The 24,574-nt window shown below is 70.7% G+C and carries 19 protein-coding genes and 1 pseudogene; 14 read left to right on the top strand and 6 right to left on the bottom strand.

What is annotated here, in order from left to right; all coding sequences use genetic code 11:
- Nucleotides 1-472: 472 nt before the first annotated feature.
- A pseudogene (locus tag CR165_RS07800) lies at nucleotides 473-1,701 on the bottom strand (IS3 family transposase).
- A gap of 178 nt (nucleotides 1,702-1,879) precedes the next feature.
- Between CR165_RS07800 and CR165_RS07795 the strand changes: the two are divergent.
- Nucleotides 1,880-2,212, top strand: a complete 333-nt coding sequence (locus tag CR165_RS07795) for a Rossmann-fold NAD(P)-binding domain-containing protein (RefSeq protein WP_109516384.1) — start codon at nucleotides 1,880-1,882, stop codon at nucleotides 2,210-2,212.
- A gap of 628 nt (nucleotides 2,213-2,840) precedes the next feature.
- Here CR165_RS07795 and CR165_RS07790 read toward each other — a convergent pair.
- Complete coding sequence (locus CR165_RS07790) at nucleotides 2,841-7,412, bottom strand: beta strand repeat-containing protein (protein WP_109516383.1); 4,572 nt, start codon at nucleotides 7,410-7,412, stop codon at nucleotides 2,841-2,843.
- A 988-nt stretch (nucleotides 7,413-8,400) separates the two neighbouring features.
- Here CR165_RS07790 and CR165_RS07785 point away from each other — a divergent pair.
- From CR165_RS07785 to CR165_RS24950, 8 genes are all read left to right on the top strand, one after another.
- The gene (locus CR165_RS07785; RefSeq protein ID WP_109516382.1) at nucleotides 8,401-9,435 is read left to right on the top strand and encodes a ribonucleotide-diphosphate reductase subunit beta; all 1,035 of its coding nucleotides are present in this window, start codon (nucleotides 8,401-8,403) and stop codon (nucleotides 9,433-9,435) included.
- A gap of 104 nt (nucleotides 9,436-9,539) precedes the next feature.
- The gene (locus CR165_RS07780) at nucleotides 9,540-10,217 is read left to right on the top strand and encodes an SCO family protein (protein ID WP_109516381.1); all 678 of its coding nucleotides are present in this window, start codon (nucleotides 9,540-9,542) and stop codon (nucleotides 10,215-10,217) included.
- 164 nt (nucleotides 10,218-10,381) lie between these two features.
- Nucleotides 10,382-10,666 (top strand): hypothetical protein, encoded by a 285-nt coding sequence (locus tag CR165_RS07775; protein WP_109516380.1) that lies wholly within the window; start codon nucleotides 10,382-10,384, stop codon nucleotides 10,664-10,666.
- A 122-nt stretch (nucleotides 10,667-10,788) separates the two neighbouring features.
- Nucleotides 10,789-11,844: a cysteine synthase A gene (locus CR165_RS07770; RefSeq protein ID WP_109516379.1), complete on the top strand. Its 1,056-nt coding sequence runs from the start codon at nucleotides 10,789-10,791 to the stop codon at nucleotides 11,842-11,844.
- 128 nt (nucleotides 11,845-11,972) lie between these two features.
- The gene (locus CR165_RS07765) at nucleotides 11,973-13,514 is read left to right on the top strand and encodes an acetolactate synthase large subunit (RefSeq protein ID WP_109516426.1); all 1,542 of its coding nucleotides are present in this window, start codon (nucleotides 11,973-11,975) and stop codon (nucleotides 13,512-13,514) included.
- Between the two features lie 511 nt (nucleotides 13,515-14,025).
- Nucleotides 14,026-14,331: a YciI family protein gene (locus CR165_RS07760; RefSeq protein ID WP_109516378.1), complete on the top strand. Its 306-nt coding sequence runs from the start codon at nucleotides 14,026-14,028 to the stop codon at nucleotides 14,329-14,331.
- A 71-nt stretch (nucleotides 14,332-14,402) separates the two neighbouring features.
- Complete coding sequence (locus CR165_RS07755) at nucleotides 14,403-15,338, top strand: FkbM family methyltransferase (protein WP_109516377.1); 936 nt, start codon at nucleotides 14,403-14,405, stop codon at nucleotides 15,336-15,338.
- A 74-nt stretch (nucleotides 15,339-15,412) separates the two neighbouring features.
- Nucleotides 15,413-16,141 (top strand): hypothetical protein, encoded by a 729-nt coding sequence (locus CR165_RS24950; RefSeq protein WP_181378045.1) that lies wholly within the window; start codon nucleotides 15,413-15,415, stop codon nucleotides 16,139-16,141.
- A gap of 61 nt (nucleotides 16,142-16,202) precedes the next feature.
- Here the strand turns inward: CR165_RS24950 and dgt are convergent, their stop codons facing one another.
- From dgt to CR165_RS07730, 4 genes are all read right to left on the bottom strand, one after another.
- The gene (gene dgt, locus CR165_RS07745; protein ID WP_109516376.1) at nucleotides 16,203-17,513 is read right to left on the bottom strand and encodes a dGTP triphosphohydrolase; all 1,311 of its coding nucleotides are present in this window, start codon (nucleotides 17,511-17,513) and stop codon (nucleotides 16,203-16,205) included.
- A gap of 8 nt (nucleotides 17,514-17,521) precedes the next feature.
- Nucleotides 17,522-19,093, bottom strand: coding sequence for a D-glycero-beta-D-manno-heptose-7-phosphate kinase (rfaE1, locus tag CR165_RS07740; protein WP_245906217.1), 1,572 nt, complete (start codon nucleotides 19,091-19,093; stop codon nucleotides 17,522-17,524).
- Between the two features lie 47 nt (nucleotides 19,094-19,140).
- Complete coding sequence (locus tag CR165_RS07735) at nucleotides 19,141-19,836, bottom strand: metallophosphoesterase family protein (protein ID WP_109516374.1); 696 nt, start codon at nucleotides 19,834-19,836, stop codon at nucleotides 19,141-19,143.
- Nucleotides 19,837-20,004: 168 nt separating this feature from the next.
- Nucleotides 20,005-21,318, bottom strand: coding sequence for a PQQ-dependent sugar dehydrogenase (locus CR165_RS07730; protein WP_109516373.1), 1,314 nt, complete (start codon nucleotides 21,316-21,318; stop codon nucleotides 20,005-20,007).
- Between the two features lie 152 nt (nucleotides 21,319-21,470).
- On the opposite strand from CR165_RS07730, the gene pqqA reads away from it, so the two are divergent.
- Genes pqqA through pqqE form a run of 5 tightly spaced genes read left to right on the top strand, consistent with a single transcriptional unit; the run spans nucleotide 21,471 to nucleotide 24,552 of the window.
- A complete protein-coding gene (pqqA, locus tag CR165_RS24945; RefSeq protein WP_181378044.1) occupies nucleotides 21,471-21,593 on the top strand; it encodes a pyrroloquinoline quinone precursor peptide PqqA in 123 nt (40 codons plus the stop codon).
- Between the two features lie 13 nt (nucleotides 21,594-21,606).
- Nucleotides 21,607-22,497, top strand: a complete 891-nt coding sequence (gene pqqB, locus CR165_RS07720) for a pyrroloquinoline quinone biosynthesis protein PqqB (RefSeq protein WP_109516371.1) — start codon at nucleotides 21,607-21,609, stop codon at nucleotides 22,495-22,497.
- A complete protein-coding gene (pqqC, locus tag CR165_RS07715) occupies nucleotides 22,491-23,222 on the top strand; it encodes a pyrroloquinoline-quinone synthase PqqC (protein WP_109516370.1) in 732 nt (243 codons plus the stop codon). Before pqqB ends, pqqC begins: the two co-directional genes overlap by 7 nt.
- Entirely contained in the window at nucleotides 23,219-23,482 is a 264-nt protein-coding gene (gene pqqD / locus CR165_RS07710; protein WP_109516369.1) for a pyrroloquinoline quinone biosynthesis peptide chaperone PqqD, read from the top strand. The genes pqqC and pqqD overlap by 4 nt, the downstream gene beginning before the upstream one ends.
- On the top strand, nucleotides 23,479-24,552 hold the full coding sequence (gene pqqE / locus CR165_RS07705) for a pyrroloquinoline quinone biosynthesis protein PqqE (protein ID WP_109516368.1): 1,074 nt from the start codon (nucleotides 23,479-23,481) through the stop codon (nucleotides 24,550-24,552). Before pqqD ends, pqqE begins: the two co-directional genes overlap by 4 nt.
- Nucleotides 24,553-24,574: the final 22 nt, after the last annotated feature.

Here is a 24,574-nt window from a genome sequence, read left to right as displayed (position 1 = left end):
AAGGGCTCGAAGAAGGCCCATTCCTCGTCCGTCAGCAAACCTCGCAGCACCGGCGCCTCCCTTCAGGAGGCAGCCTTGAATCACCTCAGGTTCAGGGTGTGAAGCACCTTTGTCCACGTCGCCTAGGCGCCTCTACCTGCAGAAATCCAGCCGCCTTCCGACACCCAGAGCCTCGGCGACTTCGAGCAATGACGGTTCGACAGCGCCACCACTCATCATCGTCTGCTTGGCTTCTAGAGCAGCGCCGCGGCTGGATTGATGATGTGGACGGTTCGTCGGACGAAGGGAGTTACGCTATGCGGCTACTGCTGGTGGGATCGACCGGGCTTGTGGGCCAGCATGTCCTTGCATTCGCGCTGGCAGACCCTCGCGTCACCGAGGTCGTGGCGCTCGTCCGGCGCCCTCTGCCCGAGCACCCGAAGCTCAGGGCACCGTTGTACCGCGCTCGGTTGTTGAGACACCTGGGTGAAGCCTAAGCGGCGAGCGCCGCGGGTGAAAGCTGATCCTGACGGACGGCGTCCGGCGATCTGAAGCCGTGACGCTCGATGAGCCAGGTCGAGTTGTAGGTGCGCCGGAACTCGAGCAGTGCCTGGCGCAGTTGCTCGACGGTGTCGAAGGTCCGGACCCAGAGGAGGTTCTCCTTGAGGGTTCGGATGAAGCGTTCGGCGCATCCGTTCCCCTCGGGCGCACGCACGAAGGCGGGTGAGCTCTTGATGCCGAGGAACTTCAGCTCGCCCTGGAAAGCGTCGGACATGTACTGCGAGCCGTGGTCATGGCGCAGCGAGAGGCCCGCCGCGATGCCCTTGGTGAAGCCGCCGAAGTGCTGGCGCACGCCCTGCCTGAGGGGCTCAAGCGCCTCGAAGCGGGTGCCGCGCCGGGCGGCATGGAGACCGACGCACGCGGCGCTGTGGTGATCGATCGCGACGAACACGGCGGCCTGGCCCTCTGCCGTCCAGGTGGTGGTCATGTCGGTGCCCCACATGATGTCCACCGCGTCAGGGATGATGGTGCCGTCGTGGTTGCGCGGGCCTCGCGGGGCACCGGCCCGGGAGGGGGCGAGCAGGCCGTGCTCGCGCATGAGCCGCAGCACCCGGCGCCGGGAGGTCCGGACCCCTTCCATGCGCAGCCGGGCCCAGACCTTGCGGTGGCCTTCGCCATGAAAGGGGCTGGCGGCGAGGGCAGCCCGGACCGCCTCCAGTAGCGCCGTGTCCGGCATCGGCCCGACAGGTCCTCGGCGCCTTGGCGGCTCCACCCGGGGCGGTGCGCGATGGCGGTAGATCGTGGCCTGGGCCATGCGCCAGACCCGGCAGACTCGCGCCAAGCCATAGGGCCTGCCACTGCTGGGCGAGATGGTCAGGCTCATGGCCTCGGCCTCCGCCGGGCCAAAGGGCGGCCACCCTCCAGGGCTGCGACCTTGGCCTCCAGCAACTCGCGCTCCAGCAGCATCTCGCCCAGCCGCGCCTTGAGCCGCTCGCTCTCGAGTTCTTCCCCTGCCGTGGGCCGCGTCGCCAGGCTCGCCTCGCCAGCCGCCAGGAAGGCGTCGCGCCAGCCGCTCAGCGTCGCGGCCGTGACACCCAGTGCCCGCGAGACCGTCTCCAGATCCTCGCCCCGCAGCAGCCGAAGCACCGCGTCCCGCTTGCGCTGCCGTGACATCCGCCCACCCCGGCCAGGACCAGCGGCATCCATCGTTCCTGTCGTCATCATCCACCCCATCGGCGGATACCGTCCGCTTGCGGGGTGTCTCGATCAACCGTGGAGCGGAGGACCGTGGTGACTTCGCGCGCCTGCCGGACCATGCCGAAAGGTGGCGTGCCGACGCGGTGATCTGCACGTTAGGCACCACGATGCGGGCCACTGGGTCCAGGACGCGTTCCGCCGGGTGGACAAGGACTACCCGCCTGCGGTGGCGCGTCTGGCCCGCCGACACGGCACGCCAGCCTTTGTGCTCAACTTCTCCATGGGAGCCGACCCGTCGTCGCGGCTCTTCTACACAAGGGTGAAAGGCGGGGTAGAGCGGGAGCTGTCCGCACTCGGCTTCTGCTCCCTAACTACCGCGCGCCCCAGGCTGATCAGCGGCCAGCGGCAGGAACCGCGCCTGGCGGAGTTGGCTGTCAGCATGATTTTGGGACTGCCCGCGCCGGTGCTGCCAAGGCGCCTTCAGATCAACTCGGCTACCCGGATCGTTCGCGCGATGGTTGATGCTGCTGTCTGATGGCACCGGCGAAGCAGGTAATCGGGTCTGGTGACCTGACCTAAGGTGAGCCTTAGTGTCTAAACCAGAACCATGAAGACGTGCAGGAGGCTGTTGTGACGCGTTAAGCCGAACATTCCATGCCGACGACTCGAGCGGTAAACCTTCTTCCCGCTTGATGAGCCGTCCATGCTTTCCATAGGAGAGACTTGTTATCCACAGATAGGGGGCCGCGGAGCCGTTCCGACAGCGAAGCGCAGCGGCCCCCTATCTGTGGATAACGAGAGGTCCCTGTGGGAAGTGTGGGCGGCGCCGTGAGACATTCACCTGATTAGATCATCTTGCACGCCTTCAGGTGCTATAACCTTGATAGTAAGTTTCCGAAGAACCTGAATGGCATCAGGGGGCACGTACAAAGATGCATATACGCAGAGCTTCTTTGCAAAGTTTCCGATAAAGTTTACGGTTAGAAAGTCCTATAATGCCAATAGGCGGCGCCAGTTCTTCCCTGAATCAGCAAGGCCGGAGCGGCGATCCCGCTCCGGCCTTTTCTGTGTCTGCGCAGCCAGCTCGAGTGGGAGCTGCCTGAGGGGCGCCGGGGCGGGATCGCCGCCCCGGCGCGTGATCCGGAGTACCCTCCGGCCGGGGGTCAGCCGCCGAAGATCAGCGCGCCATTGTCCCAGTTCACGTCGATGTTCGACCCGACCAGGATGATGTGCATGTCCGCAACGTCGTCGAACCGGCCGGCATTGTCGCTGACATCCAGCAGAACGCGGGTGGCCTCGACCACGCCATTGCCGGAGTAGTTCAGCACCTGCACGTTCTTCTCGTAGCGGATGGCCAGGCCCAGGCTGTCCGAGCTCACGGTGCTGGCGCTGGCCAGGCCGTTGCTGAGGAACTGCACGCTGTCCGCGCCCTGGAAGTAGATGCGGTCGCCCAGGCTGAAGTTGCTGATGTAGTCGCGCGTCCACTGGGTGGTGCCGGACTCGGCGATCAGCTGCGTCCGGTCATAGCCCTGGTAGATGTAGTTGTCGAAGTCGGCGCTGCCGAACATGTTGTCGCCGTCGCGGCCGCCGATGATGGTGTTGGAGCTGTTGTAGATGGCGGTGTTCCACACCGTGTCGGCCCCGCTGTCACCGGCATGGAGCGTGTCCTTGCCGGCTCCGGCGCTGATGTAGTCGGCACCGGCGCCGCCGGCGATGTAGTCGCTGCCCGCGGTGCCCCTGATGTACTGGTCCCCCGCGCTGCCGGTGACGGAGATCGAATCCGAGCCGCTGTTGCGGGAGTCGAGCAGCCAGAAGATATCCGCGTGGGCGTTGTCGAAGCCGTTCTGCGCGGCGTGCACGTTGGCGGCGTTGTCGACGACGCGCAGGTAGTCCGTGCCGCGGATGCCGGCGGTCGCCACCTCCTCGTTCGTGTAGTTCACCACCGAGTCGATCACGCCGTAGTAGGTGCGCTGCTCGGTGGCCTGGTCGGAGCCCAGCACCGGCTGGACCGCGTTCCAGAAGGTCTGCGCCTGATCCACCGTGAAGCTGCCGTTGACCGTGACATAGGAGGCCTTGTTGTCGTCCGTCAGTTCGGTGGCAGCGTTGCCGGCGACGAAGGCGAAATCATTGGCGTTGATCCGGTCGAGCACGCCGGCTGCCGAATCCAGGACGCTGAAGGTGTAGCGCAGCGCGGTTTCGCCGCCCGTCTCCTGGTGGGCGGTGACGAAGGCGCTCACCTCCGAGGCCGTGCCCCGGATGTTGTAGATGTTCGTCGCGCCCGTGTTGCCCCAGGCGGCGGCGGTGGCCGCATCCGCCGTGCTCAGCACGTTGCCGTAGTAGTAGCCGTTGACCGTGATGTCGTGCGCCGTGTTCCGCACCGCCGAGGCCAGCCCCGACAGGTTCTGGAAATGGTCGTAGACGTCGTAGTGCACGGCGCCGGCGCCATCGCGGTCATGGATGACCGTGGCCTGGGCGGTGGTGGCCGCGGTGCTGGCGTTCAGGTCGCCGGCGTGGCGGATCGCCGCATCGGCCTCGCTGTCGCTGCGCGCGAGGGCGGCGGCGGAGTCGGTGATCGCGTAGCTCGCCGTCGCATCCCGGTCGTAGATGACCACGGCCTGCGCCACCGTGGCCGGCGCCGAGGCCGTCACCGTATCGGCATGGATGACGATGGCCGCCGCATTGCCCTGGGCCAGGTTGGCCGGCAGGTCGTTCAGCGTGTAGGCCAGGTCGGCCAGCTCGATGCGGTCGCCGCCGCCATCCACCAGGTTGGAGATCGCCAGCAGCAGCTGCACGTCGGAGACCGCCACCTGGCCCAGATTGTAGCTGGTGAGCGTGATGGTGGTGGCGCCCGGCAGATAGGCGGCCGCATCATCGGCCAGCAGCGCCTGCCAGCTGTCGGTGATCAGCGCGTGCTCCAGCGCGCCATTGCCATTGGCGCCGTCGATAGCCACCAACTGGGCGATGGTCGCGGCATCGGTGACGGTGACGTCGATGCCGTCCTTCACATAGCCCGCCGCGTTCGCCGCCAGGGCGGCCGCCGCGTCGGTGATGGCCGTGTAGCTCAGCGCGCCATTGCCGTTGTCGGCGTCGATGCCGGCGAGCTGGGCGAGGGTGGCGGCATCGGTCACGGTGACGCCGGTGCCGGCGCGCACATAGCCGTCGCTGTTCGCCGCCAGGTTGGCCGCGGTGTCGGTGACGCTGCCGTAGCTCAGCGCGCCATTGCCGTTGGCGGCGTCGATGCCGGCGAGCTGGGCGAGGGTGGCGGCATCGGCCACGGTGACGTCGGTGCCGGTGCGGACATAGCCGTCGCTGTTCGCCGCCAGGTTGGCCGCGGTGTCGGTGACGCTGCCGTAGCTCAGCGCGCCATTGCCGTTGGCGGCGTCGATGCCGGCGAGCTGGGCGAGGGTGGCAGCATCGGTCACGGTGACGTCGGTGCCGGTGCGGACATAGCCGCCGCTGTTCGCCGCCAGGTTGGCCGCGGTGTCGGTGACGCTGCCGTAGCTGAGCGCGCCATTGCCGTTGGCGGCGTCGATGCCGGCGAGCTGGGCGAGGGTGGCGGCATCCGTCACGGTGACGTCGGTGCCGTCCTTCACATAGCCCGCCGCATTCGTCGCCAGGGCCGCCGCCGTGTCGGTGATGGCCGTGTAGCTCAGCGCGCCGTCGCCGTTGTCGGCGTCGATGCCGGCGAGCTGGGCGAGGGTGGCGGCATCCGTGACGGTGACGTCGGTGCCGTCCTTCACATAGCCCGCCGCATTCGTCGCCAGGGCCGCCGCCGTGTCGGTGATGGCCGTGTAGACCAGCGCGCCGTCGCCGTTGTCGGCGTCGATGCCGGCGAGCTGGGCGAGGGTGGCGGCGCCCGTCACGGTGACGTCGGTGCCGTCCTTCACATAGCCCGCCGCATTCGCCGCCAGGGCCGCCGCCGTGTCGGTGATGGCTGTGTAGACCAGCGCGCCATTGCCGTTGGCGGCGTCGATGCCGGTGAGCTGGGCGAGGGTGGCGGCGCCCGTCACGGTGACGCCGGTGCCGGCGCGCACATAGCCGTCGCTGTTCGTCGCCAGGGCCGAGGCCGCGTCGGTGACGGCCGTGTAGCTCAGCGCGCCGCCGCCATTGGCCGCATCGATCGTGGCGAGCTGGGCGAGGGTGGCCGCATCCGTGACGGTGACGGCCACGCCTTCCGTGACGCGCGCGAAGGGCGTGCCGTCATTCATCAGGTTCGCCGCGGTGTCGGCCACGGCGGTGACGCTGACGCCGGCATTGCCGTTCGCCGCGTCGATGGCGTCCAGCTCGGCCAGGCTGGCCGCGTCGGTCACCAGCACGGCCTTGCCGAGCTTCACGAAGGTGCCGCCGCCGTCCTGGCTCGCCATGTCGGCCAGCAGCGCGGCGCGGTCGCCCGAGAGGCTGTCATAGGCCAGCTCGCCCTCGAAGGCCCCGCGCAGCGCGGCCAGCTGCGCCAGGCTCGCCAGGTCGGTGACGGTCACGCCGGCGGCGCCGGCCAGGAAGGGCCGCGGCGCCGCGCCGTCGAAGAAGGCGGCGGTGGCATCCTGCACCACATAGCGGCCTTCCAGCTCCGCCGCGCCGGCCTGGCCGGCGGAGAGGGTGAGGGTCGCGCCCTCGGCGACGCGGAAGGTGTCGACCGTGCCGAGCGCAGCATTGCCCGTGATGTCCAGGTCGCCGGCGATCAGGGCCGTCACGTCGAGGCTGGCGGCCAGGCCGGAGAGGTCGGTCCCGGCCTCCAGGCCGGAGAGGATGACCGTGCCGGTGCCGGTGACGGCCAGGCCGTCCAGCGCCCCTGCGGGGGCCGCGAGGCTGGCATCGCCCAGCGCGATCTCGGCCACCGGCCCGGCGGCGCTGACGCTCTCGCCCTCGCGCGTGAAGACCAGGGTGCCGTCCACGCGCTGCAGCGTGATCTCGCCCTCGGCATTGCCGCCGAAGCGGAGCACCTCCTCCTCCACCGTGACGGTGAGGTAGGGCAGGAAGACGTCCCGCGAGAGGGTCATGCCCTCGGGGATCTCGACGCCGGCGGGGACGCGCAGCACGGCGCCGTCAACCGGGGTGAAGTCGGTCGGGATCGGCGTGTCCGTGGCGGGCTGCCAGCCGGCGGGTGCCTGGAAATCCGGGAAGAAGGGCGCCACGGCGGCCATGCGGGCCAGTGCAGCGTGGGCGTCCTGCGCGGCCACGGCGTCCGTGAAGGCGCTGTCGGCGGCGAAGTCGGTGAGCCTCACGCCATTGCCGAGATCGCGGCCCTCGGCGAAGCCGTAGGTCAGCAGGTGGGTCAGCGCATCGAAGGTGCCGGCCTCGACGGCGGCGCGCACATCGTCATTGGCGGCGAGATAGGCGGTGAGGTCCAGCGCGGCGTTGGGCGAGCGGCCTTCGGACTGGCCGAAGCGGAAGAAGTGCTCGACCGCCGTCATGGTGCCGGCCTCGACCGCGGCGCGGACATCGGGGTTCTGCGCCAGGTAGAAGGTGGCATCGAACAGCGGCGTGGTGCTGCGGCCCTCACGCAGGCCGAAATCGAGGAAGTGCTCGAAGGGGTCAATGCCGGCGGCGGCCACGTCCGGGTTGGCGGCGAGATAGTAGTCCCGGTCGAACAGGGCGTTGGGGCTGCGGCCTTCCGCCTTCCCGAACAGGGAGAAGTGCATGGCGGCGCTCATGCCGGAGGCGGCCACGTCGGGATTGAACGTGAAGTAGTAGGCCTCGTCGACGTTGAGGACATAGGGAGAAGGCGAACTGGCCATTTTTTCTCTCTCTTTATGAACTGTCAGATCCGCTTTTGCGGGAGGCCGAAGCTGGAAGAAGGCGGGCCGCGCCTCAGCCGGAACCACGCTGCGGGAAGCGGCCGGTTGGCTCAGGTCTGGACTGGCCGGCGTGATGGAGAAGAGGAAGGCGGAAGTGTGGCCTGGCCCTTTCCGCAATCGTTCCGGGCAGGTCAGGACCTTATACAACTGTCAATAAATGCCGCAGAAGTGACTGCAGCCCGCTGAAAAGTGATTCCGTGGTGACGCGGCAAAAATGTCGCAATACTTGGCGTGCCCTGATCTCTCTTCCGTTGCTAAGCCACGGAAAAGAAATGGCTGCTCCAGCCAAGCTCCAGTCTGGACCTGGCACGCGGCCAGCCGGTACTTGCGCATATCAATGTCTATTGTTCGTGGCTGTTTTCTACCCGGAGTTGCACTCTCCTCCTCCGGTCTTGGGGGCCCGGCCTGCCACGCGCCGGGGTGCACGGCTCCTCCCGCCGGGCCGCGCCGTGCTGGCCCGCAGGCTGCGGTGGAGTCTCCGGCCAGCGGCGTCGCGGGAGCCCTTGCCGCAGGCGAGGCGCAGCGCGCCGCAGCCTGGCGCAAGGGAGCGGGGAGGATGGTTTCAGGCCGAAATGTCCACAGTTCGTGCCTGTGTGCCAGAAGGGACACCAGATGTGGTGTGCCGGCTGCCGAATCGCCTGGCTGTCGCCTTGCGCTGCGCTGCCTCGCCCCATATGCTGCGGACCGAGAAACCCGCCGGAGTGTGTGAATGGAAGGGCATGCCAGGACATCGCAGCAGGGAAAGTTCCTGCCGTCCGCAGCAGCCCTTTCCTGAGCTTCACGGCGGCGGATGCAGGGCGCCGCGCCGCCCGCCCCTGCGGCCGCAAGCCGCCCGCGCTTGACCCGGAACCTTTCTGCCAGACACCAGACGACGCGCGGCGCAGGAACGCCGTGCGGCGCGCCATGACCGAGCCACCGGAGAGACCCCATGTCCGAACACGCCGCGCCCGAGAAGATGGACCTGCTGACCGCCAACCCGGTCTACAAGCCCTTCCGCTACCCTTGGGCCTTCGATGCCTGGCAGACCCAGCAGCGTGTCCACTGGCTGCCCGAGGAGGTGCCGATGGCGGACGACGTGAAGGACTGGCAGAAGAATCTGACGGAGACCGAGCGCAACCTCGTCACGCAGATCTTCCGCTTCTTCACCCAGGCGGATGTCGAGGTGAACTCGGCCTACATGAAGCACTACAGCCAGGTGTTTAAGCCCACCGAGGTGCTGATGATGCTCTCGGCCTTCTCCAACATCGAGACGGTGCACATCGCCGCCTACTCGCACCTGCTCGATACCATCGGCATGCCGGAGATCGAGTACCAGGCCTTCCTCAAGTACAAGGAGATGAAGGACAAGTACGACTACATGCAGACCTTCTCGGTCGACAACAAGACCGAGATCGCCAAGACGCTGGCCGCCTTCGGCGCCTTCACGGAAGGCCTGCAGCTCTTCGCCTCCTTCGCCATCCTGCTGAACTTCCCGCGCTTCAACAAGATGAAGGGCATGGGGCAGATCGTGACGTGGTCGGTGCGCGACGAGACGCTGCACTGCCTCTCCGTCATCCGCCTGTTCCGGACCTTCATCCAGGAGAACCCGGAGATCTGGACGGAGCAGTTCCGCCAGGAGCTGACCACCATCTGCACCACCATCGTCGAGCACGAGGACGCCTTCATCGACCTCGCCTTCGAGCTGGGCGGCGTGCAGGGCATGACGCCCGAGGACATCAAGCTCTACATCCGCTTCATCGCCGACCGCCGCCTGCAGCAGCTCGGCCTCGACGCGCATTACGGCATCGAGAAGAACCCGCTGCCCTGGCTGGACGAGATCCTGAACGCCGTGGAGCACATGAACTTCTTCGAGGGCCGCGCCACGGAATACTCCAAGGCCAGCACTCAGGGTTCCTGGGAGGAGGCCTTCGCCGACGGCGTGTTCGCCGACAAGCAGCCGGAAGGGCAGATCCTGCCCCAGTAACGCCCCGGTAAGGCCCGGGTGAAGCGCCGGGCGGGGGAGGGGAGCCTCCGCCGCCCGGCTTTTCGCCCTCATCAAGCGGGGGGCGATCGGCTAATGAGGGGGCCATGCAACGCCTCCTCCGCATCCTCGTCCTTGTCCTGATCCTCGGCCTCGGCGCGCTCTGGGGCGTGGCCTGGTTCGGCCGGCAGCCGGGGGAGCCGCTGGGCGACGCCTTCATGCGGCAGGTCGCCGCCCTCACCGGGCAGGAGGCGCCGCTGCCCTCCGCGGGGGGTGTGCAGCTGCCGCAGGGAATGAGCCTGGGCGGCCCCTTCAGCCTGGTGAACCAGGATGGCCGCACCGTGACCCAGGCCGATTTCGGGGGCGGGCTGCTGGTGGCCTATTTCGGCTTCACCTTCTGCCCCGATGTCTGCCCCACCGAGCTCGGCGCCATCAGCGCCGCCATGGACCTGCTGCCGCCCGCCCAGGCGGAGCGGGTGACGCCGGTGCTGTTCACCATTGACCCCGAGCGGGACACCCCGGCGGCGCTGAAGCCCTATGTGGCCAATTTCCACCCCCGCATGGTGGGTCTGACCGGAACGCCCGAGCAGGTGGCGGAAACCGCCCGCCGCTTCCGCGTCTATTATGCCAAGGTCAACCGTCCGGAGATGAGCGAGTACCTGATGGACCACTCCTCCTTCATCTACCTGATCGGGCCGGACGGCCGCGTGCGCAGCCTGCTGCGCCCGCAGACCCCGCCGGAAGATATTGCCGCCGCCATCCGCGGGCAGTTGGCGGGAATGTAACACTCCAAAAAAACCTGTGCCTCCGCTTTCTCACGCAGCTGTGTCATCGGTAGGCAGGCCGCTGCAAGACCTGCTAAGAGGCAGTTCCCGCCCCTCCACAAATACGTTTTATTTGCGGATTAATAATTGAATGGCGGGGCTGTAGATCGAGGAGCAGCGTCATCATGGCGGATGAGTTGTCAGAGGGCCGGGCGGATCGCGAGTCGGCGCGCAGCGGCCAGGCTGCCCCGCGCCATACGCGCCGCCTGTCCGACAAAATCCTCATCGCCTTCCACCAGGCTTGCGATCAGGGCGATTTCGAGGTGGCGGAAGAGCTGCTCCGCATCCTGGAGACGATGCTGACCCGCCGCCCCACGGCGCCTGACCACAACCGGCGCAAGAACATGGAAAGCCTGGTCGCGGCGCATGAGAGGCTCTGGCTGCTGCGTCACCCCGAGCCGGGCGACTGAAAGCCGCTCCGGCGCCGCGGGACTTCTAAACCCCGATTTCGTTTCGGGCTTTCCGGGCGGGGTTCCGTTGACATGCGATCGCAGGACGTGATTTCCTCCATCCTTCAGGAGGGCGCCGCCGCATGAGCATCCAGTTGGGTCAGACTGCTCCGGATTCCACGGCCGAGACCACGGCCGGCACCCCCCGCATCGCCGGCGGCTTCTGGGGCGCCGTCGGCAACACCCCGCTGATCCGGCTGCGCCGCGCCTCCGAGGAGACGGGATGCGAGATCCTGGGCAAGGCCGAGTTCATGAATCCCGGCGGCTCGGTGAAGGACCGTGCGGCGCTCGGCATCCTGCAGGGCGCGGTGGAGCGCGGGCTGCTCACCCCGGGCCAGCCCGGCACGGTGGTGGAGGGCACGGCCGGCAACACCGGCATCGGCCTCGCCCTCGCCGCGCAGGCGCGGGGCTGGCGGAGCGTCATCGTGGTGCCCGAGACGCAGAGCCGCGAGAAGCTGGACTTCCTCCGCATGATCGGCGCCGATCTGCGGCTGGTGCCGGCGAAGCCCTTCAGCGACCCCGGCAACTACGTGCATGTCTCCCGCCGCCTGGCGGAGGAGCTGGGTGCCGTCTGGGCCAACCAGTTCGACAACACGGACAACGCGCTGGCGCATGAGCGCACCACCGGCCCCGAGATCTGGGAGCAGACGGGCGGCCGGGTGGATGCCTTCACCTGCGCCTGCGGCACCGGCGGCACGCTCGCCGGCACGGCGCGGGCGCTGAAGGCGCGCAACCCCGGCATCCGCATCGTGCTGGCCGACCCGGAGGGCAGCGCGCTCGCCCCCTGGGTGAACAGCGGCACGGTGAAGGCCACCCCGGGCGGTTCCATCACCGAGGGAATCGGCCAGGCCGCGCGCGTGCCGGGCAACCTGGAGGGCGCCCCGATCGACGGCGCCGAGACCATCCCCGACGCCGAGGCCCTGGCGCAGGTCTATGCCCTGCTGGCGGAGGAGGGGCTCTGCGTCGGCGGCAGCGCCGGGCTGAACGTGGCGGCGGCCATCCGCGTGGCGCGCGCGCTCGGCCCCGGCCACACCGTGGTGACGGTCCTCTGCGATGGCGGCGCGCGCTACCAGTCCAAGCTCTTCAACCCGGCCTTCCTGCGGGAGAAGGGCCTGCCGGTTCCCGCCTGGCTGGGCTGAGCGGCGGCCGGAAGCGGCCCGGCTGCCGGTCTTTTTTGCTCGGGTAGCGCCTTCCGATACAGCCGCTCTTGGCCCCGCGCCGCTTTGGCTGCACCCTCCGCGACATGACCGCCGAGGGAGAGACGCCGGTGAACGGAGCCGAGAGCCTTGTCCACACGCTGCTGAAGAGCGGGGTGGACACCTGTTTCGCCAACCCGGGCACCAGCGAGATGCATTTCGTCGCCGCGCTGGACCGGATTCCCGGCATGCGCTGCGTGCTGGGGCTGCAGGAGAACATCGTCACCGGCATGGCCGATGGCTACTGGCGCATGGCCGAGAAGCCGGCGGCCACCCTGCTGCATTGCGGCCCCGGCCTGGCCAACGGCCTGGCCAACCTGCACAACGCCCGCCGCGCCCGCAGCGGCATCGTCAACATCGTGGGCGACCAAGCGACCTATCATCGCCCGCTGGATGCCCAGCTCACCGCCGACACCGAGGGCTGGGCGCGCCCCGTCTCCGGCTGGGTGCGGACGGCGATGGACGCCAAGCGCGTCGGCGCCGATGCCGCCGTGGCCGTGCAGGCCGCGCGCACCGCGCCGGGGCAGATCGCCACGCTGATCCTGCCGGCCGACACCGCCTGGAACGAGGGCGCCGAGCCGGCCGAGGCGCTGCCCGTGCCGCCCGCGCCCGCGCCGGACCCGCATGCGGTGAAGAACGCCGCCCGCATCCTGCGCGAGAAGAAGAACGTGCTGATCCTGCTCGGCGGCGTCGCGCTGCGGGCGGAGGGGCAGGCGCTGGCTTGGCGCGCCGCCCAGGCCACCGGCCAGCGCGTGCTGGCCGAGATGTCCAACGCCCGGGTGCAGCGCGGCCGTGGCCGGATGCAGCTGGAGCGCGTGCCCTATCCGGCGGACATGGCGATCGACGCGCTGAAGTGGGTCGAGCACCTGATCCTGGTGAACGCGAAGGCGCCGGTCGGCTTCTTCGCCTATCCGGGCAAGCCGAGCCTGCACTACCCGGAGACGGCCGGCGTGCACGTGCTGTCGCGCTACGAGGAGGATGGCCTCGCCGCGCTGCAGGCGCTGGTCGATGAGCTGGGCGCGCCGGAGGCCGCCATCCCCGACCCCGGCCCGCGGCCCGAGCCGGCCAAGGGCGCGCCGACGCCGGAGGGCCTGGCCCGCACGCTCGCCGCGCTGATGCCGGAGGGCGGCATCGTCGCCGATGAGAGCGTCTCCTTCGGCCGCGGCTTCTACAAGGAGACGCACGCCGCGCCGCCGCATGATTGGCTGCACATCACCGGCGGTGCCATCGGCTGCGGCATGCCGCTGGCCACGGGGGCCGCGATCGGCGCCGGCGGGCAGCGCCGCGTCATCAACCTGCAGGCCGACGGCTCGGCCATGTACACGCTGCAGGCGCTGTGGACCCAGGCGCGGGAGCGGCTGCCCGTCACCACCATCATCCTGTCGAACCGCAAGTACCAGATCCTGATCGGCGAGTACCAGAATGTCGGCGCCAATCCGGGTCCGACGGCGATGAGCATGCTCGACCTCAGCAACCCGGACATCGACTGGCTGCGCCTGGCCGGCGGCATGGGTGTGGAGGCGGCCCGCGCCACGACGCTGGAGCAATGCGCCGACCTGCTGGCGCAGTCCTGCGCCCAGCAGGCGCCGTTCCTGATCGAGCTGATGATCTGACCCATCCTCCCCGCACGGCGGGGCCGGAAAGATAGGGGGGCGGGCCATGCGGATGGCCCGCCCTTTCTTTTTGCGAGCCGCTCGCAAATGATGCTTGACGCCGCCCCGCCCATGGGCTTATTTGCGAATAACTCGCAGTTGCAGCGAGGCTGGCGGAAAGCGGTTACTACCGTCCCACCGCGTCACCGGATCCCGCACTCTCCCCCCGGGTTCCGTCAGCCCCGATGCCGCAGCGGGAATCGGTTTCCGGCCCGCAGGGGGGGCCGGAGACCGGAAGCGGGCCGGGGGGATCGGGCGCACTATGCGAACCGCCTGATCCAGCCGCGCGGTACCTGAAGGGGGACACCGCCGGTGATTGATTTTGCACGCGGGCAGGGCGTGCAACCCCGGTCCGCGCCCCCTTCCTTCGCCGCGCCCTCCGCTGGCCGGATCCGGCAAGGGGAGGGCTGGCGCGGGGCGCCGCAGGCGCTAGGCTGCCACCGTCCAAGACAAGACGGAGGAAGCCCTCTTCATGCCCTACATCATCGAGACCTTCGACAAGCCCGACAGCCAGGCGCTGCGCCAGGCCACGCGCGAGGAGCACATCGACTACCTCGAATCGCAGGTCGACCGGCTGCTGGCCTGCGGCGCCAAGCTGAAGGACGACGGCAGCGACGCCGGCGGCGGCTTCTACATCGTCGATGTCGAGACCCGCGCCGAGGCGGAGGCCTTCATCAACGCCGATCCCTTCACCAAGGCGGGGCTGTTCGAGCGCATGGCCATCACCCGCTGGCGCAAGGGGTATCTGGACCGCAAGAGCTACCTGCGGCCGCGGTGAGCGGCCGGGGCGGCCCGATTGCGGGCTGAATCCCGCCTCTCTAACATCCGGCCCCGCATGAGGAGATCGCGATGAGCGAGCAGGAGCTTTCGGCCCGTATTGCCGCGCTGGAAAGCCGTATGGATCAGGTCGAGCAGCGCCTTGGCGCCAAGCTCGACCACATCGGCAAGCGGCTGGAGGAGATCACCTCGTTCTTCGCCACCCGCACCAGCCGCATGATGAACGCCCAGTCGCTCTACCTGGGCGACCACACGGCGCTGACCTTCCTGGAGACGGGGCAGCGGATCTATGTCGATACCCGCAGCCAGGACATCGGCGTGCACCTCCTCACCGTCGGCCGGTGGGAGAGCAACTACCTGGAGCTGTTCCGCCGGCTGGTGAAGCCGGGGCACACCGTGTTCGACATCGGCGCCAACCATGCCTTCTACGCCCTGCACGCGGCGAAGCTGACCGGCGCCACAGGGCAGGTCGAGGCTTTCGAGCCCAACCCCCGGCTGGCCGAGCTGTCAGCCGCCTCGCTGCGCGCCAACGGCTACAAATGGGCCAGGCTGCACGCCGTCGCGGTAGGCGACGCGAAGGGGCAGGCGGTGCTCACCTTCAACCCCAGCATGTCCGGCGGCGGCAACATCCAGATGAACCCGGCCCGCAGCAAGGCCGAGAGCGTCACGGTGGATGTCGTGGTGCTGGACGAGATGTTCCCCGACCCTTCCTACACCGTCGATGTCATCAAGATGGATGTGGAAGGCTATGAGGGCCGGGCGCTGCGCGGCATGGCGCAGCTGCTGGAGCGCTCGCCCGATGTGCGCATCATGATGGAGTTCGCCCCGGCGCTGATGGCCCGCTCGGGCGTCGGCGCCTCCGAGGTGGCGGCGCAGTTCCAGGGGCTGGGGCTTTCCGCCTGGCTGATCGGCGGCACCGGGAAGCTGGAGGCGGTCAGTTGGGGCAAGCTGGCCAACCAGCCGGGCGGGCTGATGAACATCCTGGTGGCGCGCGAGCCGCCGGCCTGAACCCGCGCAACCCCGCCCCGGCGGGGTGGTTTTCCTCCATGACGGCGCGCCCCGCGCCCATGACGGAGGAAGAGATGACCGCCAACGCGCGCCCCTACCTGCTGGCCCTGGCCGCCGCCGCCGCCCTGGTGGCCGGCCCGGCCCTGGCCCAGGACACCCGCTCCGCCCCTCCTGCTGCCACGCCGGGGCCAGCGCCCGGCGAGTCGGACAGGCAGACCCTGCAGAACAACAGTGCCACCCGCGCGCTGGACCGCGCCGCCGGCACCAACACCTCCGGCGCCTACCCCAGCCAGTCGGACGGCACGCCCGGCAACCCGCCGGGCACGGAGGCCACCCGCGCGCTGGACCGTGCCGCCGGCACCAACACCTCCGGCGCCTATCCCGGCCAGTCGGACGGCAAGCCCGGCAACCCGCCCGGCACCGCGGCGGAGCGCGAACTGGACACCACGCCCCGGACGGAGGACGTGGCCCCGTCCCGCCCGGACCGCCGCAGCGAGGCCACGCCGCGCTTCCTGCTGGCGCAGAACCCGCTCGGCCCACGCCCGGGGCTGGAGAACGGCGCCACGCTGAGCGGGCCGGAGGCCAAGAGCGGCACCGGCAACAACAGCGGCGCTGCGCCCAGCGGCCCCACCACGCCGACGCCGGGCAACGCCGCCAGCCGGCCCGAGCGTGGCGGCGGCCCGCCGCAGCCCGGCGGCGCGCCGTCGCAGCACACCACCGGCGCACCGTCGCTGGAGACCCGGGAGGTGGGGCCGCCGGGCAGCAATCCCACGCAGCAGCAGCGGCCTTCAAGCGCCAACTGAGCGCGTCCGCCGGGCCGGCTGCCAGGACGGGTGCAAGGGAGGGGAGCCGTTGGCTCTCCTCTCACAGTCCGCGCAGCCGGGCGGCGAGATGGGCAGCGTAGTTGTCGGTCATGCCCGCCACGAAGTCGATCGCGCAGCGGATCGTCTCGCTCGGGGAGAAGCCTGGCTTCGGGTGGTAGTCCTGCATCAGCGAGAGCGCCTGCCGGGGGCGCGAGGGAATGTCGTCGAAGCCGTGCCGCGCCACCGCCAGGCAGGCTTCCAGGAACACCGCCAGCGTCTTCTCCAGCACGTCCCAGGCGCCGATCTCGAACTCGGCCTTGCGCGGGTGGAAGTAGAGCGTGTCGCGGTTGGTGTCCTGCACGGCGCGGAACAGCCCGCGCAGCTCCGCCTCGCACAGCCCGATCAGCGACTCGCCCGCCGGCATCGCGCCGGCCATGAAGCGCGGGTGGTGTTCGCAATAGGCTTCCGTGACGGCGCCGATCAGCCGGCCGATGGCGCCGGAGCGCAGCAGCGCCACCTTCTGCGCCTCGGTGTCCTCATCCGCCAGCCGGCCGGCCTCGACCCGTGCCAGGGGCGCCACAAGCGCCTCGTAGGTGGCGTAGGGGACGATCTGCAACTCCACCGCGTCCTCGAGGTCGGCGAGGCCGTAGGTGATGTCGTCCGCCGCCTCCATCAGCCAGACGGCCGGGTGGCGGGCATGGGCGCCGCCCAGGCCGCAGGCGGCGGTGACGGCGGCGAAGGCCTCGCGCTCGGTGGCGAAATGGTTGAACTTCACGCCCGCCCGGCCCTGCCGCGCGGCGCGGGGGTCCAGGGCATCCCAGGGATATTTCAGGAAGGCGCCGAGGCTGGCGGAGGTCAGCTTCAGCCCGCCGCGCTCGCGGTAGCCATCGGCCCGCGTCAGGATGCGGAAGCCCTGGGCGTTGCCGTCGAAGAAGCGCAGGTCCTCGTCCAGCCCCAGCCCGCTGGGGCGGCCCTCGGCCTCCATCCAGCGCGCCATGAAGGTGGCGATCACCTCCTCCCCGGCATGGCCGAAGGGCGGGTTGCCGATGTCGTGCGCCAGGCAGACGGCCTGCACGAGATAGCCCAGGTCGTCCGGCGTGTGGCCGGCCGCGCGCAGCTCGCCCGCCAGCCGGGAGCCCACGGCGAAGCCCAGCGAGCGGCCCACCGAGGCCACCTCCAGCGTGTGCAGCAGGCGGTTGCGCACATGCGCGTTGAAGGGCAGGGGGTGGACCTGGGTCTTCTGCTGCAGCCGCCGGAAGGGGCGGCTGAAGACGATGCGGTCCTGGTCGATCTGGAAGGCGTTGCGGTTGGGGGCCGGCCGGGCCGCGTCCGAGAGGAAGCGGCGCCTCTCGAACAGCGTTTCCCAGCGCATAGGGCGGTTCAGCCCCGCATCCGCGCCACGGTGGCGGTGGTGGAATTGCCCGGCAGCAGCGCCGCCAGCTTCACCACGCCCCCCCATTCCTGCACCAGCTCGCCACCCACCACCTGGTCCACCGTGTAGTCGGCGCCCTTCACCAGCACGTCGGGGCGCAGCAGCTCGATCAGCTCCACCGGCGTGTCCTCCTCGAAGACCGTCACCAGGTCGACGGTGGCCAGCGAGGCCAGCACGGCGGCGCGCGCCGCCTCGGGCTGGATCGGGCGCGCCGGGCCCTTCAGCCGCTTGACGCTGGAATCGGCGTTGACGCCCACCACCAGGCGGTCGCACCAGGAGCGGGCCTGCTCCAGCAGGTGCACATGCCCGGGGTGCAGCAGGTCGAAGCAGCCATTGGTGAAGCCGACGCGCCAGCCGCGCTGGCGCCAGCGCTCCACCTGCTCGGCCGCGGCGGCGCGGCGCAGCACCTTGCGCAGCGCGCCGCGCTCGGGGGTGAGGGCCTCCAGCAGGTCGGCCTCCCGCGCCACGGCGGTGCCCACCTTGCCCACCACCAGCCCGCCGGCGATGTTGGCGATGCGCGCCGCCAGCGGCAGCGGCAGCCCGGCCGCGTAGCCGGCGGCCAGCACCGCCACCACCGTGTCGCCCGCGCCGGAGACGTCGTGCACCTCCGGCGCCTCGGCCGGCAGGTGGTGCACCACGTCGCCCTCCAGCAGCGTCATGCCATCCTCGGAGCGGGTGACGAGCACGGCGGGGAAGCCATGGTGCCGTTGCAGCGCCCGCGCGGCGGCGACGATCTCCTCCTCCGTGTCCACCGGCATGCCGGTGGCCAGCGCCAGCTCGGCGCGGTTGGGGGTGATCACGTCGGCCCCCGCGTAGCGGGAGAAATCCTCGCCCTTCGGGTCCACCACGATGCGGCGGCCGGCGGCCTTGGCGGCGGCGATCAGCCGCTCCGGCACGTCGCCCGCCAGCACGCCCTTGCGGTAGTCGGAGAGCACCATCACCGAGGTGGCGGCCACCGTGTCGGTGGCGATGCGCACCAGCCGGTCCGCGAGGCGCGGATGCACGGCGCGGGCGATCTCGTGGTCGGCCCGCAGCATCTGCTGCCCGTTGGCGATGAAGCGGGTCTTGGTGGTGGTGGCGCGGCCGCCCTGCACCAGCAGCCAGGGCTCGACGCGCGGCTGGCCGCCGATCAGCCCGGTCAGGTCGCTGCCCGCCTGGTCGTCGCCCACCACGGAGAGGAAGGCCACCGCCGCGCCCAGCGCGGTGAGGTTGCGCACCACGTTGCCGGCGCCGCCGGGCATGGCCACCTCGCGCTCCACCCCCAGCACCGGGACCGGTGCCTCCGGGCTGATGCGCGTGACGCGGCCATAGACGTAGCGGTCCAGCATGGCGTCGCCCACCACCAGGACGGAGGCGCGCTTGAGCTGCCGCACGGCCTCGGCGAGGTCGGCGGCGTCCACGGGGGTTCCGGTCTCCGGCGGAGACTCCACCGGCGAGGCGGCGGCGCCGTCCTGCGGGGAGGCCGGGAGGGCGCCGGGGAGGGCGCCCGGAGGGGCAGAGGGGGGCACGGGGCCTTGCATTGGCAAGCTGCCTAGCGCAGCCCTGCGGCCACGCGCAAGGCGCCCTCTCATACGGAGAGGAAACGAAGTTGCGCGGCTTCCAGCACCAGGCAGGTCAGCGGTCCGCCGGCGACCGCCCCGGTGTCGATGCCGATGCGGTTCGGGCGCAGCTCCGGCGCGCGGCAGGGGGTGTGCCCGTGCACCACCACCTTGGGCAGCGGGCGGGGCCAGGAGAGGAAGGGCTCGCGGATCCACAGCAGGTCCTGGTTGCGCTGCGCCGCCAGCGGCCGGCGCGGATCGATGCCGGCATGGACGAAAAGATAATCCCCCGCCTCCCATCGCAGCGGCATGGTGGCCAGCAGCGCCCGGTGCCGCAGCGGCAGCACCGGCGGCCCCTGGCAGACGCCATAGCTGGAGAGGGTGGCGTCGCCGCCATTCCACAGCCAGACATCCTCGGCCACCGTGCCGGGGCCGGCGGCGAGCGAATCCAGCATCATCGCCTCGTGGTTGCCGCGCAGATGCACACGCTCGGCGCCGGGCACGGGGCTTTCGCCGCAGAGCCGGTCGAGCACCGCCGCGCTGTCCGGGCCGCGGTCCACATAGTCGCCGAGATGCACCAGGGCGCAGCGCTCGGCCGGGCGGCGGGCCCAATCCTCCGCCACCATCGCGTGCAGCCTGGCCAGCTTCGTGGCGCAGCCATGCACATCACCGATGGCGTAGACCCTGAGGCCGGGGGGTAACCGGCCGGGCGCCGGAATGGACATGAAGGAACACACCGGACAAGCGAAGCCTGCACGCGCCATGCGCGAGGCGGGACGCCACTATAACCCTCGGCCGGCCGTTCCGTTGTCGGCACCCGTCATCACGCGCTGCGGCGCAGCGCGCGAGGCCAGGGACAGGGGCAGGGGCAGGGGCAGGGGCAGCCCCCCGGCTCAGCGGGCGGGGGCGACCCGCCAGATGCGGTTGCCCGTGTCGTCCGTCACCAGCAGGGCGCCGCGGCCGTCCTCGATGACGCCGACCGGCCGGCCATAGGTCTCGCCCGTTCCGCTGTCGGGCATGAAGCCGGTGAGGAAGGGCTCCAGCGGCCCGCTCGGCCGGCCATCGGCGAAGGGGATGAAGGCGAGCTGGTAGCCGGAGAAGGGCACCCGGTTCCAGGAGCCGCGCTGCGCCACGAAGGCGCCGCCCCGGTAGCGGGCGGGGAAGCCATCCCCCTGGCGCAGGAAGGCGAGGCCGATCGAGGCGGTGTGGCTGCCCACCGCGTAGTCCGGCTTGAGGCTCTGCGCCACCAGGTCGGGCCGCTCCTGGGCCATGCGCGGGTCCGGGTTGCGGCCCCAATAGGCATAGGGCCAGCCATAGAAGCCGCCTTCCCGCACGCTGGTGATGTAGTCCGGCACCAGGTCGTCGCCAATGTTGTCGCGCTCGTTCACGGCGGTCCAGAGGGCGCCGGTCTGCGGCTCCCAGTCCAGCCCGTTCGGGTTGCGCAGGCCGTGGGCGAAGATGCGCTGGCTGCCGCCCTCCGGGTCGATCTCGAGGATGGCGGCGCGGCGCGCCTCGCGCTCCATGCCGAACTCGCCATTGTTGCTGGCGGAGCCCACCGTGACATAGAGCTTCCGCCCGTCCGGCGCGGCGACGACGTTGCGCGTCCAGTGGTTGTTGTAGCCGCCGGCGGGCAGGTCCAGCAGGCGCTGGGCGGTGGCGGGGTCGATGCGGTCGCCGCCCGGCGTGTAGCGGTAGCGCATCAGCGCGTCGGTGTTGGCGATGTAGAGCCAGCCATTCTGCCACAGCATCCCGAAGGGCTGTTTCAGCCCGGTGAGCAGCACCTGCCGCGTCTCCGCCACGCCGTCGCCATCGGCGTCGCGCAGCAGGGTGACGCGGTTGGCGCTTTCGCCGGCGATGGTGCCGGCGGCGCGCTGCTTCTCCAGCTTCTCGCGGTCCTCGGCATTCTCCGGCGGCTTGGGCACGGTGCGCGCCTCGGCCACCAGGATGTCGCCATTCGGCAGGCGGTGCATCCAGCGCGGGCTGTCCAGCCCGGTGGCGAAGGCATTGACGGTGAAGCCCTCCGGCGCGCGGGGCGTCACCCCGTCCGGCCAGCCCAGCTGGCGGGAGTAGTTCTGCACCGCGTGGCTCAGGTCGGGCGGCGGCAGGCGGGGGTCGGGGCCCGTCGCCGCCGGGGCGCGGCCGGCCCAGGCGCCGAGGGAGAGGCCCAGGGCGGAGCCCAGCAGAAGGCGGCGGGAGGGTGCGGCCATCGGGGAGGATCTCCTGCGAAGGGTCGGCGATGCCAGTGCAACGGCGCCGCCATGGTCCGGTTGGGGCGCCTCGCGCCGCCGTGACCGGGCGGGGAGGGTGTGAAACCCCCCGCCGCGCCGCCACGTTGGGCCGGTGTGGCCGCACCCCTCCGGTGCCGGCCCGCGCAGCGTCCCGTCCCGACCGCCAGGAGGCCCTCATGAAGCGTTGGACCAAGCCCCGCATCGTCACCCTCTGCACCGGCATGGAGATCAACTCCTACGCCACCGCCGAGTAATCCCGGGCGGGAGATGCGGCTCATCATCCTGGGCTCGGCGGCGGGTGGCGGCTTCCCGCAATGGAACTGCGCCTGCGAGAATTGTCGGCTGGCCTGGGCGGGCGACCCCCGCCTCTCCCCCCGCACCCAGTCCGCCCTGGCGGTGGCGCTGGCCGATGGCACCTGGCTGCTGGTGAACGCCTCGCCGGATGTGCTGCGGCAGATCGCCGCCACCCCGGCCCTGCAGCCGGGGGCGGCGCCGCGGCACAGCCCCATCGCGCAGGTGCTGCTGACCAGCGGCGAGATCGACCACATCGCCGGGCTGCTCTCGCTGCGGGAGCGGCAGGGCTACGGGCTGCGCGCCACCCCGCGCGTGCTCGGCATCCTGCGCGACAACAGCATCTTCGAGGCGCTGAGCCCCGGGCATGTGCGGCGCGCGCCGCTGGCCCTGGGCGAGGCATGGGAACTGCCGGGGCTGACGCTGCGGCTCTTCGCCGTGCCGGGCAAGCCGCCCCTCTACCTGGAGGCGGGCACTACTGCGGATGCGGAGGACACGGTGGCGGTGGAGCTCACCGCGCCCGATGGCCGGCGCGCCTACTACATCCCGGGCTGCCACGCCGTGACCCCGGAGCTGCGCGCGCGCCTCGATGGCGCCGCGCTGCTGCTGTTCGACGGCACGGTCTGGACCGATGACGAGCTGCGCCGCGCCGGCGTCGGCGAGAAGACCGGCCGCCGCATGGGCCACCAGCCGCTCTCGGGCGAGGATGGCTCGCTGGCGGCGCTGGCGGGGCTGGCGATCGGCCGGCGCGTGCTCGTGCACATCAACAACACCAACCCGCTGCTGCGGTCCGATTCGGCGGAGCGTGCCCAGGCCGCGGCGCTGGGCTGGGCGGTGGCGGAGGACGGCATGGAGCTGGCATGGTGACGCGGCCGATGACGCCCGACGAACTCGAGGCCGCGCTGCGGCGGATCGGCGCCGAGCGCTACCACAACCTGCACCCCTTCCACCGCCTGCTGCATGAGGGGCGGCTGGACAAGGGGCAGGTGCAGGCCTGGGCGCTGAACCGCTACTACTACCAGAGCCGCATCCCGCTGAAGGACGCCGCCTTCCTCTCCCGCGCCGAGGACCCGGCGCTGCGCCGCGAATGGCGCCGCCGCATCGAGGACCATGACGGCACGGACGGCACGGATGGCGGCATCAACCGCTGGCTGGCGCTGACCGACGGGCTGAGGCTGGACCGCGCCGATGTCGAGGCCGGGCGCGGCATCCTGCCCGCCACGCGCTTCGCGGTGGATGCCTATGTGCGCTACGTGCGCGACAAGTCGCTGCTGGAGGCGGTGGCTTCCTCGCTGACCGAGCTGTTCTCGCCCACCATCATCTCCGAGCGCGTCTCGGGCATGCTGCGGCACTACGACTTTATCAGCGAGGACACGCTGCGCTATTTCGGCCACCGCATGACGCAGGCGCCGCGCGATTCCGACTTCGCGCTGGATTTCGTCAAGCGCGAGGCGCGCACGCCGGAGCAGCAGGAGCAGGTGCTGGAGGCGCTGCGCTTCAAGTGCGACGTGCTCTGGGCGCAGCTCGACGCGCTGCACCACGCCTATGTCACGCCCGGGCTGATCCCGCCCGGCGGCTTCCGGCCCCGATGAGCGAGGCCCCCCGCCTCTCGCCGCACGCCCGGCTGCGGCACGATGCGGCGCGCGGGCAATGGGTGCTGCTGGCGCCTGAGCGCGTGCTGGTGCTGGACGAGACCTCCCACGCCATCCTGGCCCTGCTGGACGGCACGCGGGACGTCGCCGCCATCGCCGCGCAGCTCGCCGCCGAATACGACGCGCCGGCGGAGGAGATCGCCGCCGACGTGGCGGCGGTGCTGGACGATCTTCGCGCGCAGGGGCTGGTGCGGCCGTGAGCGGGAGCATCCCGCCGCCGATCGGGCTGCTGGCGGAGCTGACGCATCGCTGCCCGCTGGGCTGCCCCTACTGCTCCAACCCCACCGACCTGGAGAAGCGCGGCGCCGAGCTAGACACCGCCACATGGCAGCGGGTGATGCGCGAGGCGGCGGCGCTCGGCGTGCTGCAACTGCATCTCTCGGGCGGCGAGCCGGCGGCGCGGCCGGACCTGGAGGCCATCACCGCCACCGCCGCCGAGGCGGGGCTCTACACCAACCTCATCACCTCCGGCGTGCTGCTGAACGGTGCCCGGCTGCGCGCCCTGGCCGATGCCGGGCTGGCGCATGTGCAGCTCAGCCTGCAGCACGCCGAGGCGGCGGCGGCCGACCGCATCGGCAATTTCCGCGGCGGCCATGCGCGCAAGCTGGCGCTGGTGGAGGGCATCCACGCCGCCGGGCTGGCGCTGACCATCAACGTGGTGCTGCACCGGGGCAACCTGGATTCGGTGGAGGCGATGATCGCGCTGGCGGAAAGGCTCGGCGCCGGGCGGCTGGAGATCGCGCACACCCAGTACCATGGCTGGGCGCTGCGCAACCGCGCGGCGCTGATGCCGAGCGCCGCGCAGGTGGCGGAATCGCGCGCCACCGTGCTGGCGGCGCGGGAGCGGCTGCAGGGCCGCATGGCGATCGACTTCGTGGCGCCGGACTACCATGCCAGCCGCCCCAAGGCCTGCATGGGCGGCTGGGGCCGGCAGTTCCTGAACGTGACGCCGAGCGGCGCCGTGCTGCCCTGCCACGCCGCCGAGACCATCCCCGGCCTCAGCTTCCCGCGCGTGACGGAACAGTCGCTGGCCGGGATCTGGTATGGCGCGGAGGCCTTCAACCGCTTCCGCGGCACCGCCTGGATGCCGGAGCCCTGCCGCTCCTGCGACCGGCGGGAGGTGGATTGGGGCGGCTGCCGCTGCCAGGCGCTGGCGCTGACCGGCGACGCCACCCAGGCCGACCCCGCCTGCGCCCTCTCGCCGCACCGCGCCGCCCTGCTGGCCGCGCTGGAGGCGCCGGCGGAAGACAGCCTGGCCTTCCGCCGCTGAGGCGGCAGGAAGGCAGGCGTTC

The organism is Teichococcus aestuarii (genome assembly GCF_003116135.1).
Classification (GTDB): Bacteria; Pseudomonadota; Alphaproteobacteria; order Acetobacterales; family Acetobacteraceae; genus Pseudoroseomonas; species Pseudoroseomonas aestuarii.
Note: the sequence above shows the minus strand (reverse complement) of the source record. Positions and strands in the feature narration are given on the sequence as shown.